Below are 14,253 nucleotides of genomic sequence, written 5' to 3'. Positions count from 1 at the left end.
CGGTTTTCGGCGAATGTCATGCGCAAGGATGCACCATGACCAGGAAGCAACGGCGTTTGACACTGATCGGCTGCGCGCTCGTCGTGCTCGCGATCGCCGCGGGCCTGGTGCTCAATGCGCTGCGCGATTCCATTGTGTTCTTCTCGACGCCATCGATGGTCGCCGAAAAGCATCTCGGGCCGGGCAAGCGTTTCCGCCTCGGCGGGCTGGTGGAGCAGGGCTCGCTCAAGCGCGGCGACAATCTCGCGGTGACCTTCACCGTCGGCGACGGCGGCGCGACGCTGCCGGTCGCCTTCAAGGGCATCCTGCCGGACCTGTTCCGCGAGGGGCAGGGCGTTGTCGCCGAAGGCGCGCTTGATGCCGACGGCGTGTTCCGGGCCGACACCGTGCTCGCCAAGCATGACGAGACCTACATGCCGAAGGACGTCGCCGACGCCCTGAAGAAGCAGGGTCACTGGAAGGACGATTACGGCGCCAAACCAAACAGCATGCCGAGCGCCTCCGCGGCGCCGACCCAGGGAGCGATGCGGTGATCGCCGAAAGCGGACATTATGCCCTGGTGCTTGCGCTCGCCCTGGCGCTGATCCAGTCGATCGTGCCGATCGTCGGCGCGCGTTGGCGCGATGCTGCGTTGATGAACGTCGCGCGCTCGACCGCGCTCGCTCAATTGCTGTTCGTCGCGGCATCCTTCGCGGCGCTGGTGACGCTGCACGTCACCTCGGATTTCTCGGTCGCCAATGTCTACGAGAATTCGCATTCGCTGAAGCCGCTGCTCTACAAGATCACCGGCGTGTGGGGCAACCATGAAGGCTCGATGCTGCTGTGGGTGTCGATCCTGGCGCTGTTCGGCGGCCTCGTCGCAGCCTTCGGCAACAACCTGCCGCTGTCGCTGCGCGCGCATGTGCTGGCGGTGCAGGCCTGGGTCGCCAGCGCCTTCTACCTGTTCATCCTGATCACCTCGAACCCGTTCCTGCGCATCGCCAATCCGCCGATCGAGGGACGCGACCTCAATCCGGTGCTGCAGGATATCGGCCTCGCGGTGCATCCGCCGATGCTCTATCTCGGCTATGTCGGTTTCTCGATCTCGTTTTCGTTCGCCGTGGCGGCACTGCTGGAGGGCAGGATCGACGCCGCCTGGGCGCGCTGGGTGCGGCCGTGGACGCTGATGGCGTGGATCTTCCTGACGCTCGGCATCGCGATGGGCTCCTACTGGGCCTATTACGAGCTCGGCTGGGGCGGCTGGTGGTTCTGGGATCCGGTCGAGAACGCTTCGCTGATGCCGTGGCTGGCCGGCACCGCGCTGCTGCATTCGGCGCTGGTGATGGAGAAGCGCAACGCGCTCAAGGTCTGGACCGTCCTGCTGTCGATCCTGACTTTCTCGCTGTCGCTGCTCGGCACCTTCCTGGTGCGCTCCGGGGTGCTGACGTCGGTCCACGCCTTCGCCACCGATCCGACCCGCGGCGTGTTCATCCTGCTGATCCTGTTCGTCTTCATCGGCGGCAGCCTGGCGCTCTATGCCTGGCGCGCGCCGGCGCTGAAGCAGGGCGGGCTGTTCGCGCCGATCTCGCGCGAAGGCGCGCTGGTGCTCAACAATCTCTTGCTCACCACCGCCTGCGCGACGGTGTTCATCGGCACGCTGTATCCGCTGGCGCTCGAGGTCCTGACCGGCGAGAAGATCTCGGTCGGGGCGCCGTTCTTCAATTTCACCTTCGCGCCGCTATTCGTGCCGCTGTTGCTCGCGGTGCCGTTCGGGCCGCTGCTGGCCTGGAAGCGCGGCGACCTGCTCGGCGCCGCTCAGCGGCTGATGGTCGCCGGCATCGTCGCGCTGGTTGCGATCGCGGTGGTGTTTGCGTGGACCTATGGTGGCGCGACGCTGGCGCCGCTCGCGATCGGGCTTGCCGCCTTTGTGATCATGGGCGCGCTGTGCGATCTCGCCGAACGCATCGCGCTGTTCCGGATTCCGCTGTCGCTGTCGCTGCGCCGCGCGCGCGGCCTGCCGCGTGCGACCTGGGGCACGGCCTTCGCGCATGCCGGCCTCGGCATAGCGCTGATCGGGATCGTCTGCGAAACCACCTGGAACAGCGAATATATCGGCTCCATGAAGCCGGACGACGTCGCCAAGGTCGCCGGCTACGAGCTCCGGCTCGACGGCCTGAACCCACGGCAGGGGCCGAACTTCCGCGAGATGGTCGCGCAATTCACCGTGACGCGTGACGGCGAGAAGGTCAGCACGATGACCCCGTCGAAGCGCAACTTCACGACCCGCGGCGCCTCGACGACCGAGGCCGCGCTGCTGTCGCGCGGCGCAAGCCAGCTCTATATCTCGCTCGGCGATACCACGGCTGACGGCGCGATCGCGGTGCGCATCTATCACAAGCCGCTGGTGCTGATGATCTGGTGGGGCCCGGTGCTGATGGCCTTCGGCGGCATGCTGTCGCTGTCCGACCGCCGCTTGCGGGTCGGTGCGCCGAAACCGGCGAAAGCGGCGCGCGCCTTGCAGGCGGCCGAATGATGCGGTCGCGCGCCCTTGCAGCCGCCGCGCTTGCGGCGACCCTGATGCTCGGTGCGATGCCGGCCCGGGCCGTGCTGCCCGATGAGATCATGGCGGATCCGGCCAAGGAGGCGAGGGCGCGCGAGCTATCGAAAGAGCTGCGCTGCATGGTCTGCCAGAACCAGTCGATCGACGATTCGGAGGCGCCGCTGGCGCGCGACCTCCGCCTCCTGGTGCGTGAACGGATATCTGCCGGCGACAGCGACCGGCAGGTGATCGATTTCCTGGTGGCCCGCTATGGCGAGTTCGTGCTGCTCAAGCCGCGCCTCAACGAGCATACGCTGGTGCTGTGGCTGACCCCGCCGCTGGCGCTTTTGCTGGGCGGGTTCGCGCTCTGGCGGCTCGGCCGGCGCAAGGCAAATCCGCACCCCGGCGGGGGCGATTCCGCCCCCGGATTGACGTCCGACGAACAGGCGCGCCTTGAACGGCTGCTGGCGGCCGAATCCGCGCCGGACAAGCCGCTTTAGTTCCTTTCTAAGCCCTTATTTTGCATGCGCTATTCTGCCGCAGCGCAGGCTTGCTCAATTACCAAAGTTTAATTCCGCAGCCAGCGCGCCGTAAGGCTGATGACCCCATGTTCAGGCGCATCAGGTGCTCGCCCCCGCACCGATTGATTCTGGCCCTGGAGATCTCAACACATGACCGACCGTCCCGACCTCTCGACCCTTCCGTCCTACAAGGCGCCGAAGCGCTCGCTGTTCTCTGCCCGCAAACTCGCGCTGATGGCGTCGGTCGTGGCCGGCCTCGGTGCCGCCACCTACGGCTTCAGCCCCACCCACAACCCGGCCGACCTGTTCACGACCCCCGCGCATGCGCAGGTCAATAACGAGGTCAAGAAGGTTCAGCAGCCGGTCGGGTTCGCCGACATCGTCGAGCGGGTGAAGCCGTCGGTGATCTCGGTCAAGGTCAACATTCGCGAGAAGGTCGCGAAGGACGACAGCAACAATGACGATTCGCCGTTCCAGCCGGGTTCGCCGATGGAGCGCTTCTTCCGCCGCTTCGGCGGTCCGGATGGTTTGCCCCCGGGTCTGCGCGGTGGACCGCGTGGCGGTGGCGTGGTGACGGGCCAGGGCTCCGGCTTCTTCATCTCGGCTGACGGCTATGCCGTGACCAACAATCACGTCGTCGACGGCGCCGACAAGGTCGAGGTCACGACCGACGACGGCAAGACCTATTCCGCCAAGGTGATCGGCACCGATCCGCGCACCGATCTCGCGCTGATCAAGGTCGAGGGCGGCTCCAACTTCCAGTTCGCCAAGCTCTCCGACACCAAGCCGCGCATCGGCGACTGGGTGCTGGCGGTCGGCAATCCCTTCGGCCTCGGCGGTACCGTGACCGCGGGCATCGTCTCGGCCTCCGGCCGCGACATCGGCAATGGTCCGTACGACGATTTCATCCAGATCGATGCGCCCGTGAACAAGGGCAATTCGGGTGGCCCGGCGTTCGACGTGTCCGGTGAGGTGATGGGCGTCAACACCGCGATCTACTCGCCGTCCGGCGGCAGCGTCGGCATCGCGTTCTCGATCCCGGCCCAGACCGTCAAGAGCGTCGTTGCCCAGCTCAAGGACAAGGGCTCGGTCAGCCGCGGCTGGATCGGCGTCCAGATCCAGCCGGTGACCTCCGACATCGCCGACAGCCTCGGCATGAAGAAGGCCGAAGGCGCGCTGGTGGCCGAACCGCAGGCCAATGGCCCCGCGGCCAAGGCCGGCATCGAGTCCGGTGACGTCATCACCGCCGTCAATGGTGAGCCGGTGAAGGATGCGCGCGAACTCGCCCGCACCATCGGTGGTCTCGCGCCCGGCAATGCCGTGAAGCTGAACGTGCTGCACAAGGGGCAGGACAAGACCGTCAACCTCACGCTCGGCCAGTTGCCGAACAACCTGGAAGCCAAGGCTGACACCGACAACAGCGACAAGGGCAACTCGTCCCGCGGCACCGACGTGCCGAAACTGGGCCTCACTGTGGCACCTGCCAACAGCGTGGCCGGCGCCGGCAAGGACGGCGTGGTCGTGACCGAAGTCGATCCCAAGAGTGCTGCCGCTGAGCGGGGCTTCAAGGAAGGCGACGTGATCCTCGAGGTCGCCGGCAAGTCCGTCGGCACCGCCGGTGAGGTGCGTGATGCGATCACCGCGGCGCGCAATGACAACAAGAACAGCGTTCTCATGCGCGTGAAGAGCGGCGGTTCGTCGCGCTTTGTGGCAGTGCCGCTGGCCAAGGGATAACTATCTATGAGTTGGAACGCGTCGCCGGCATTCGTCGCCCCCGCCGACGGCGCGTTCCGGGGGGCGGGCCCCTTGCTCGCTCCCTATGTTGCCTTTCGATGGAATATGCCCCCCTCTGTCGGAAGGTCTCAGGGCGGTGAGGTCCCCCAGCTTCACCGCCCACTTTTTTCAGACAATCCGGAATATTCGCGGTCGTCTTGCATGTGCAGGCCGGCCGCGCCATGCTGACAGAGGGCCCATTCCCGTGACCGCAACCGCTCCGCAAATGCGCATCCTGATCATCGAAGACGACCGTGAGTCAGCCGACTATCTGGTCAAGGCATTCCGTGAAGTCGGCTATATCTCCGATCTCGCCTCCGACGGCGAGGAAGGCCTGTCGATGGCGGAGACCGGCGATTACGACGTGATGGTGGTGGATCGCATGCTGCCGAAGCGGGACGGCCTGTCGCTGATCGGCATTCTGCGCGACAAGGGCAACCGGACGCCGGTCCTGATCCTCTCGGCGCTCGGCCAGGTCGACGACCGGATCAAGGGCCTGCGCGCCGGCGGCGACGACTATCTGCCAAAACCCTATTCCTTCGCCGAGCTACTCGCGCGCGTCGAGGTGCTGTCGCGGCGCAATGTCGGGCCGGCCGAAGAGACCACCTACCGGGTCGGCGATCTCGAGCTCGACCGGCTGTCGCATCGCGTGGCCCGTGGCAAGGATGAGCTGACCTTGCAGCCGCGCGAGTTCCGCCTGCTCGAATATCTGATGAAGCATGCAGGGCAGGTGGTGACGCGCACCATGCTGCTCGAGAACGTCTGGGATTATCATTTCGATCCGCAGACCAACGTCATCGACGTGCACATCTCGCGGCTGCGCTCCAAGATCGACAAGGGTTTTGAGCGGCCGCTGCTGCATACCATCCGCGGCGCGGGGTACATGATCCGTGACGGCATTCGGTAAACTGATCCGGACCACGGCGTTTCGGCTGACGCTGGTCTACCTGTTCCTGTTCGCGCTGTTTGCGGCCTCGCTGCTGGCTTACTTCGCCTGGAACACGCGGCGGCTGATCACCGAGCAGATCACGACGACCGTCAACGTCGAGATCGGCGAGATCACCTCCATCTATAACCGCCGCGGCCTGCACGGCCTGCTGACCACCATGGGCAATCGTGCGCTGCGGCCCGGCGCTAACCTCTATCTCTTGACGGCGCCGAACGGGCAGGCGCTGGCCGGCAATGTCGGCTCGCTGGCGCCTGGCGTGATGAGCGTCCAGGGCTGGAGCGAGACCGCCTATCGCCGGTTCGACGACCAGGACAAGACAGATCACCGCGCGCTGGTGCGGGTCACCGAGATGGACAACGGCTTCCGCCTCCTGGTCGGGCGCGACCTCGAGGAGCGGCGGCGGCTGTTCGGCATCGTCGCCAAGGCCGCGCAATGGTCGATCCTCGTGGTCGTCGTGCTCGGCATCGGTGGCGGCATCTTCGTCGCGCGCCGGGTGCTGCGCCGGATCGACGCCATGACCGGCACCACCAAGCGCATCATGGCGGGCGATCTGTCCGGCCGGCTGCCGGTCGGCCGCAGTGGCGACGAGCTGGACCGTCTCGCGGAAAATCTCAATGTCATGCTGGAGCGCATCGAGGCGCTGATGACCGGGCTGAAGGAGGTCTCCGACAACATCGCCCATGACCTCAAGACCCCGCTGACGCGGCTGCGCAACCGCGCCGAGGAGGCGCTGGCGCGGTCGGGCGGCGAGGCCGATTATCGCGCGGCGCTGGAGCGGACGATCGAGGAATCCGACGGGTTGATCCGCACCTTCAACGCGCTGTTGATGATCGCGCGCGCCGAGTCCGGCCAGGCGCGCGGCAACATGGACGATTTCGACGGTGCCGACGTCGCCAACGGCATCCACGAATTGTACGAGCCGCTGGCCGAGGACGACGGCATGACGCTGCATGTGAAGACCGCGCCGGCGCCGATTCACGGCAACCGCGAATTGATCAGTCAGGCGGTCGCCAACCTGGTCGAGAACGCCATCAAATATGGCAAGCCCGAACCGGGCGTGGAGCCGATGAAGGCCGATGCGCGGGAGATACTGATCGAGGCCCGGCGCGAGGGCGATCAGGTCCTGCTCAGCGTCACCGACCACGGTCCGGGCATTCCCGAGGGCGACCGCAAGCACGCAGTGGAGCGCTTCGTCCGGCTCGAGGCCAGCCGCACCTTACCTGGGTCCGGTCTCGGCCTCAGCCTGGCCTCGGCGGTCGCCACGCTCCACGGCGGCGAGCTGCGCCTCGGTGACGCCCATCCGGGGCTGGTGGCCACCCTGGTGCTGCCGGCGCGGGCGGGCGGCAGTGACAGGCTTGCGGCTCAAACGCAGGATGTGCCACAGAAGGCGGCATGAATGCCGCCGCGCCGGGAAACGCGGATCGACATGCTCTGGCCGCGCGGTTCGCGGACGGACCGCGTGTCGCCGCGCCCCAATCCGCCGATCAGCGCCTGACCGACTGGTTCGCCGAGCTCGAACCGGCGCAATCGACTGCGCTCGCGGCGCTGCTGGAGCCCCCGTTCGCGCGGGATATCCTGCGCGGCATTGCCGAGTTCTCGCCCTATCTGTTCGAGCTTGCGCGGGCTGATGCCGCGCGGCTGATCCGGATCCTGTCATGCGACCCGGAGTCGCATCTGGCGGGCCTGATCGAGACGACCTCGCGCGACGTGCTCGCCGCCGGCAGCGAGGCCGACGTGATGGTCCTGCTTCGCCGCATGAAAGCGGAGGCCGCGCTGATGATCGCGCTGTGCGATATCGGCGGCGTCTGGCCGGTGATGCGGGTGACGGCGGCGCTGACCGACATTGCGGTGAATTCGGTACAGTTGGCGCTGCGATTTCTGTTCCGGCAGGAGATCGCGCGCGGCCGGATGATTGCCGCCGACCCCGACCATCCGGAGATCGGCTCAGGCCTGATCGTGCTCGCGATGGGCAAGATGGGCGCGGGCGAGCTGAACTATTCCAGCGACATCGACCTGATCGTGTTCTTCGATCGCGCAGCCACCTCGCTTGCCGAAGATATCGAGCCGCAGCCGTTCTTCGTCCGCGTCACCCAGGCGATGGCGCGGATGCTGCAGCAGCGCTCGGGCGAGGGCTATGTGTTCCGGGTCGATCTCAGGCTGCGTCCGGACCCGGCCTCGACCCAGGTCGCGATCTCGACCGATGCGGCCTTGCACTATTACGAGCGCGAGGGACGCACCTGGGAGCGCGCCGCGATGATCAAGGCGCGGCCCTGTGCCGGCGATCCCAGGGCCGGCGAGGCGCTGGTCGGCGAGCTCGCGCCGTTCGTCTGGCGCAAGCATCTGGACTTTGCCGCGCTGGCCGATGTCCACGACATGAAGCGGCAGATGCAGACCTATCGCGGCCAGAGCGAGATCTCGGTCGAGGGGCACAACGTCAAGGTCGGCCGCGGCGGCATCCGCGAGATCGAGTTCTTCGCCCAGACCCAGCAGCTGATCGCCGGCGGCCGCCATCCGGAGTTGCGGGTGCGGCCGACGCTGGAGGCGCTCAACGTGCTCGCCGACAGCAACTGGATCACCTTCGAGGCGCGCGACGAGCTGACGACGGCCTACGAATTCCTGCGCCGGGTCGAGCACCGGCTGCAGATGATCGCCGACGAGCAGACCCACTCGCTGCCCGAGGAGCCGGAAGCGGTCGCGCGCTTTGCGCATTTCTTCGGCTACGACAATCGCGAGGCCTTCGCCAGGGACCTGCTCGGCCAGCTCAACATCGTGCAGAACCACTACGGCAAGCTGTTCGAGGGCGACGATCCGACCGGAAGCGCGAAGCTGCCCGATGTCGACTATGGTGCAGGACCCGAAGACGGCCGCCTGATCGAGCATCTCGCCAGTCTCGGCTTCAAGAAGCCGGTCATGGTCGCCGGCACCGTGCAGCAATGGATCGAGGGCGATTATCGCGCGTTGCGCGTGGAGGCGACGCGGGCGGCGTTCCTCGAATTCATTCCCGGCCTGATCGATGGCCTCGCCGATGCCGAGGAGCCGGACGATGCGGTTGCGGCATTCGACCGCTTCCTGGGCGCGTTGCAGCGGGGCGGGCGGCTGATCTCGCTGCTCAGCCAGAACCGCGATTTCGTCGCGCTGGTGGCCTTGATCCTCGGTGCGGCACCGCGGCTCGGCGACATGCTGGCGCGGCAGCCGCAGATCATGGACGGCCTGGTCGACCCACGTTTCTTCGGCGCGATGCCGGACAAGAAGGAGCTGTCGGAGCGGCTCGCCGCCACGCTGCAGGATGCGTCGTCCTATGAGGACTTCCTCGATCGTCTGAGATTGTTCGGTCAGGAGAGCCTGTTCCTGATCGGCACGCGGATCCTGTCCGGCACGGTGTCGGCGCAGCACGCCAGCACGGCCTTTGCCGATGTCGCCGAAGGCATCGTGCACACCGTGCACGGTCTCGTCACCGATCAGTTCGCCGCGCAATATGGCCGGATCAAGGGGCAGGAGACCGCGATCGTCGCCATGGGCCGGCTCGGCAGCCGCGAGATGACGGCGTCCTCCGACCTCGATTTGATCCTGCTCTACGATTTCGACAGCGAGGCGCCGGACTCCGACGGCGAGCGCTCGCTGCACGGCGCGCAATACTTTGCCCGCTTCACCCAGCGCCTGATCAGCGCGTTCACGACCCGAACCAATTACGGCGTCCTGTATGACGTCGACATGCGGCTGCGGCCGTCGGGGCGTGCCGGCCCGGTCGCCTCGCGGATCGATTCGTTTTCCGACTACCAGGAACGCGAGGCGTGGACCTGGGAGCACATGGCGCTGACGCGTGCGCGGGTGATCTCGTCGTCGCCGGAATTCCGCGAGAAGATCGAGGCGATCATCCGCAGCGTGCTGACCCGGCCGCGCGATCCGGCGTCGACCGCGGCCGACGTTGCCGATATGCGGCGCGCGATCGCGCTGGAGAAGGGCGAGGACGATGTCTGGGACCTCAAGCTCGCCGCCGGCGGGCTCGTCGACATCGATTTCATCGCGCAATATCTCCAGCTCGCGCACGCATCAGTGAAACCGGAGATCCTCAGCGTCTCGACGCTGCAGGTGCTCGAGCATGCCGCCAAGCTCGGCCTGCTTGGCCAGTCCGAGGCAGAGATCCTGCGCTCGGCGGCGCGCCTGTATCACGATCTGACGCAGATCCTGCGGCTCTGCGTCACCGGCAAGTTCAATCCGGAGACCGCGGGTGAGGATTTGCGGCGCGTGATGGCGCGGGCCGGAGATGCGCCGGATTTCTCCGCACTGGAAGCGCGCCTGCGCGAGACCCAGAGCGAAGTGCGCCGCGTCTTCAACGCGATCGTGGGGTAGGCAAGGTCGGTAGGGCGGTAGTGAAGCGTAACCCGCCATCTTCGCTGGCGCGCTGGAGACGCTACGATCTGCTGGACCCGTCATCCTGAGGAGCGCGTAGCGCGTCTCGAAGGATGTACGGCCACCAGCCGGGCCGTCGACCCTTCGAGACGCGCGCAAGAGCGCGCTCCTCAGGGTGACGGTGAGGGAAGGTCGCGCGCGTTACTCGCTACGCCTGCTGCTGCAGCTTCTGCAAGGCGTCGCGGACGTCGGGGTCGAGGCCGGCCCCGCCGGTGTCGAGATGGGCGAAGATCTGCTTGCGCATCCTGGGGTCCCAGAACTTCCAGATGTGCTCGGAAATGCCCTGCACCGCGCGGTCGTGCCCCTGGCTGTGGAAGAATTTTCCGATCTGGTTCGCCATATAGACCAGTTTGTCAGGCGACGACGACATAGGCGGACTCCTTGCCGGGCACCGCGCCTGTGACGCGTTCCGGATGCGTAAAGATTTCAAATCCATCGGCGCGGGCGATCGCGGCAAGCGTGATGCCGGCGGCATCCGCCATCCGTACCGCAAGCGCGGTCGGGGCCGACACGGCAGCAATCAGCGGTACGCCGATCGCGGCGGTCTTCTGCACCATCTCGACCGAGACGCGGCTGGTTACCAGCACGATGCCATCACTTGCGACGACCTCGTCGCGGGCCAGCGCGCCGGCGAGCTTGTCGAGCGCATTGTGGCGCCCGACATCCTCGCGCAGCGCGACGATGCCACGCGTCGCGGTCCAGAGCGCGGCGGCATGCACGGCGCGAGTCTGGTGGTTGATCTCCTGCAGCGGCGCGACCGCCGCCACCGCGGCCATGATCTCGCGCGGCGAGAACACGCGGCTCGCCGGCACCACCGCGGCCGGCCGGACGGCCTCGGCGATGGAATCGATGCCGCATAGACCGCAGCCGGTCGGGCCGGCGATGTTCCTGCGGCGTTGGGCGATCTGCTCGGCCTTGTCGGGCTTGAGCCACATCCGCAGCTCGATGCCGTCGTCGAGCTCGACGATGTCGAGGGTCTCGATCTCGTCGGCAGATTGCACGATGCCCTCGCTCAGGCTGAATCCGACAGCGAAGTCGCCGAGGTCCTCGGGCGAGCCCATCATCACGGCGTAGGTGCCGCCATTATAGGTCAGCGCCAGCGGCGTCTCTTCCGGGATCAGGCGCGCACCGTCGCTGAAGACGCCGTCGCGCCAGACCTTCCGTACCGCCTTGTGGACCGGTTCGCGCATCGCTACTCCGCGGCTTCCACCACCGGCGCGATGCGCCGTGAGTTGCGGGCCTGCTCGTCATAGGCCTTCTGCCAGTCGGACGGACCGTTCGACGGCGAGATCTGTACGGCAGTGACCTTGTACTCCGGACAGTTGGTCGCCCAGTCCGAGAAGTCGGTCGTGATGACGTTGGCCTGGGTGTCCGGGTGGTGGAACGTGGTGTAGACCACGCCCGGCGCCACGCGGTCGGTGATCTCGGCGCGCAGCGTGGTCTCGCCGGCACGGCTCGCCAGCCGCACCCAGTCGCCGTCGCGCACGCCGCGCTGCTCGGCGTCGTGCGGATGGATTTCGAGCCGGTCCTCGGCGTGCCACACCACGTTCTCGGTGCGGCGGGTCTGCGCGCCGACATTGTACTGGCTGAGGATGCGGCCGGTGGTGAGCAGCAACGGGTAGCGCGGGCCGGTGCGTTCGTCGGTCGCGATATATTCGGTGATGATGAACTTGCCCTTGCCGCGCACGAAGCCGCCGATATGCATCACCGGCGTGCCTTCCGGCGCCTTCTCGTTGCAAGGCCACTGCACCGAGCCGAGCTCATCGAGCCTGGCATAGGAGACGCCGGTGAAGGTCGGCGTCAGCGCGGCGATCTCGTCCATGATCTCGGACGGATGGCTGTAGTTCATCTCGTAGCCCATCGCCTTGCCAAGCATGATCGTCACTTCCCAGTCGGCATAGCCGTTGAGCGGCGTCATCACCTTGCGGACGCGCTGGATGCGGCGTTCGGCGTTGGTGAAGGTACCGTCTTTCTCGAGGAAGGTCGAGCCGGGAAGGAAGACGTGGGCGTAGTTCGCGGTCTCGTTCAGGAAGAGATCGTGGACGATGACGCATTCCATCGCCGACAGCGCCGCCACCACGTGCTTGGTGTTCGGGTCGGACTGCAGGATGTCCTCGCCCTGCACGTAGAGCCCCATGAAGCTGCCCTCGATCGCGGCATCGAACATGTTGGGGATGCGCAGGCCCGGCTCGTTGTTGAGCTTGACGTTCCACATCGCCTCGAACTGCTCGCGCACGGCATCGCCGGAGATATGGCGGTAGCCGGGCAGTTCATGCGGGAACGAGCCCATGTCGCAGGAGCCCTGCACGTTGTTCTGGCCGCGTAGCGGGTTCACGCCGACGCCGGGCCGGCCGATATTGCCGGTCACCATCGCGAGGTTGGCGATCGCGATCACGGTAGTCGAGCCCTGGCTGTGCTCGGTGACGCCGAGCCCGTAATAGATCGCGCCGTTGCCGCCGGTGGCATAGATCCGCGCCGCCTCGCGCAGATCCTTCGGATCGACGCCGGTCATGATCGCGGTGGCTTCAGGGCTGTGCTTCGGGTCTGCGACGAAGGCGGCCCAATCCTCGAACTCGCTCCAGTCGCAGCGCTCGCGCACGAAGGCCTCGTCGACCAGTCCTTCGGTGACGATGACATGGGCGAGTGCGGTGAGCACGGCGACGTTGGTGCCGGGCATCAGGGGCAGATGCAGCGCCTTCACATGCGGCGATTCCACCATCTCGGTGCGGCGCGGATCGAGCACGATCAGCTTGGCGCCCTGGCGCAGCCGCTTCTTCAGCCGCGAGGCGAACACCGGGTGCGCCGAAGCCGGATTGGCGCCGATGACCAGCACGACGTCGGTGTCCTCAACCGAATCGAAATCCTGCGTGCCGGCCGAGGTGCCGAAGGTCTGCGACAGACCGTAGCCGGTCGGCGAATGGCAGACGCGGGCGCAGGTGTCGACATTGTTGTTGCCGAAGCCGGCGCGGATCAGCTTCTGCACCAGATAGGTCTCTTCGTTGGTGCAGCGCGACGAGGTGATGCCGCCGACCGCGTCGCGGCCGTATTTCTGCTGGATGCCCTTGAACTTCGCGGCGGCGAAATTCAGCGCCTCGTCCCACGACACTTCCTGCCAGGGATCCTCGATCCGCTCGCGGATCATCGGCTTCAGGATGCGCTCCTTGTGGGTGGTGTAGCCCCAGGCGAAGCGGCCCTTGACGCAGGAATGGCCGCGATTGGCCTTGCCGTCCTTCCACGGCACCATGCGCACCACTTCCTCGCCGCGCATCTCGGCCTTGAAGGCGCAGCCGACGCCGCAATAGGCGCAGGTGGTGACCACCGAGTGCTCGGGCTGGCCGATCTCGATCACGGATTTTTCGGTCAGCGTCGCGGTCGGGCAGGCCTGCACGCAGGCGCCGCAGGACACGCATTCCGAGCCGAGGAAGCTCTCGTTCATGCCGGGCGAGACGCGGCTGTCGAAGCCGCGGCCGGAAATAGTCAGCGCGAAGGTGCCTTGCACTTCCTCGCAGGCGCGGACGCAGCGCGAGCAGACGATGCACTTCGAGGGATCGTAGGTGAAGTACGGATTGGATTCGTCCTTCGGCATCCAGTTGTCGTTTTCGCAGCCGTGCGATTTGGCGAAGACGTGGTTCTCGCCCTCATAGCCGTAGCGCACGTCGCGCAGGCCGACGGCGCCTGCCATATCCTGCAATTCGCAGTCGCCGTTCGCCGCACAGGTCAGGCAGTCCAGCGGATGGTCGGAGATGTAGAGCTCCATCACGCCCTTGCGCAGCTTCTTCAGCCGCTCGCTCTGGGTATGCACGACGAGGCCGGGCATGACAGGCGTGGTGCAGGACGCGGGCGTCCCGGCGCGGCCCTCGATCTCGACGAGGCAGAGCCGGCAGGAGCCGAAGGCGTCGACCATGTCGGTCGCGCAGAGTTTTGGAATCTGGGTGCCGGCCTCCATCGCCGCGCGCATGATCGAGGTGCCTTCGGGCACCGTGATCTGATTGCCGTCGATGGTCAGCGTGACCATCGCCTCGGATTTGGACCTGGGCGTGCCGAAATCGATTTCCTGGATCAGCGACATCGTGATTTCCTTG

The 14,253-nt window shown here is 66.5% G+C and carries 10 protein-coding genes; 7 read left to right on the top strand and 3 right to left on the bottom strand.

The genetic code is table 11. The features are described from left to right. The first annotated feature begins 35 nt into the window (after positions 1-35). From ccmE to ACE10Z_RS29790, 7 genes are all read left to right on the top strand, one after another. The gene (gene ccmE / locus ACE10Z_RS29820) at positions 36-533 is read left to right on the top strand and encodes a cytochrome c maturation protein CcmE (RefSeq protein ID WP_375783953.1); all 498 of its coding nucleotides are present in this window, start codon (positions 36-38) and stop codon (positions 531-533) included. Then, on the top strand, positions 530-2,512 hold the full coding sequence (locus tag ACE10Z_RS29815) for a heme lyase CcmF/NrfE family subunit (RefSeq protein WP_375783952.1): 1,983 nt from the start codon (positions 530-532) through the stop codon (positions 2,510-2,512). The genes ccmE and ACE10Z_RS29815 overlap by 4 nt, the downstream gene beginning before the upstream one ends. Beyond that, a complete protein-coding gene (locus tag ACE10Z_RS29810) occupies positions 2,512-3,018 on the top strand; it encodes a cytochrome c-type biogenesis protein (RefSeq protein WP_375783951.1) in 507 nt (168 codons plus the stop codon). The genes ACE10Z_RS29815 and ACE10Z_RS29810 overlap by 1 nt, the downstream gene beginning before the upstream one ends. A 171-nt stretch (positions 3,019-3,189) precedes the next feature. Then, positions 3,190-4,773, top strand: coding sequence for a Do family serine endopeptidase (locus tag ACE10Z_RS29805; protein WP_375783950.1), 1,584 nt, complete (start codon positions 3,190-3,192; stop codon positions 4,771-4,773). A gap of 265 nt (positions 4,774-5,038) precedes the next feature. Next, a complete protein-coding gene (locus ACE10Z_RS29800; RefSeq protein WP_375789955.1) occupies positions 5,039-5,719 on the top strand; it encodes a winged helix-turn-helix domain-containing protein in 681 nt (226 codons plus the stop codon). Continuing rightward, positions 5,703-7,157, top strand: coding sequence for an ATP-binding protein (locus tag ACE10Z_RS29795; RefSeq protein WP_375783949.1), 1,455 nt, complete (start codon positions 5,703-5,705; stop codon positions 7,155-7,157). Before ACE10Z_RS29800 ends, ACE10Z_RS29795 begins: the two co-directional genes overlap by 17 nt. Further along, entirely contained in the window at positions 7,154-10,111 is a 2,958-nt protein-coding gene (locus tag ACE10Z_RS29790) for a bifunctional [glutamine synthetase] adenylyltransferase/[glutamine synthetase]-adenylyl-L-tyrosine phosphorylase (protein WP_375783948.1), read from the top strand. Before ACE10Z_RS29795 ends, ACE10Z_RS29790 begins: the two co-directional genes overlap by 4 nt. A gap of 208 nt (positions 10,112-10,319) precedes the next feature. On the opposite strand, the gene ACE10Z_RS29785 is transcribed toward ACE10Z_RS29790, so the two are convergent. The 3 genes from ACE10Z_RS29785 to fdhF are packed head-to-tail and all read right to left on the bottom strand — an operon-like array spanning position 10,320 to position 14,240. Continuing rightward, positions 10,320-10,541: a formate dehydrogenase subunit delta gene (locus ACE10Z_RS29785; RefSeq protein ID WP_375783947.1), complete on the bottom strand. Its 222-nt coding sequence runs from the start codon at positions 10,539-10,541 to the stop codon at positions 10,320-10,322. Next, positions 10,525-11,361, bottom strand: a complete 837-nt coding sequence (fdhD, locus tag ACE10Z_RS29780) for a formate dehydrogenase accessory sulfurtransferase FdhD (protein ID WP_375783946.1) — start codon at positions 11,359-11,361, stop codon at positions 10,525-10,527. Before fdhD ends, ACE10Z_RS29785 begins: the two co-directional genes overlap by 17 nt. A gap of 2 nt (positions 11,362-11,363) precedes the next feature. Beyond that, positions 11,364-14,240, bottom strand: coding sequence for a formate dehydrogenase subunit alpha (gene fdhF / locus ACE10Z_RS29775; protein ID WP_375783945.1), 2,877 nt, complete (start codon positions 14,238-14,240; stop codon positions 11,364-11,366). Positions 14,241-14,253: the final 13 nt, after the last annotated feature.

It is taken from the genome of Bradyrhizobium sp. Pha-3 (assembly GCF_042258615.1).
Taxonomy (GTDB): Bacteria; Pseudomonadota; Alphaproteobacteria; order Rhizobiales; family Xanthobacteraceae; genus Bradyrhizobium.
The sequence above is the reverse complement of the archived record's forward strand: the minus strand, read 5'-3'. Positions and strand labels throughout refer to the sequence as shown.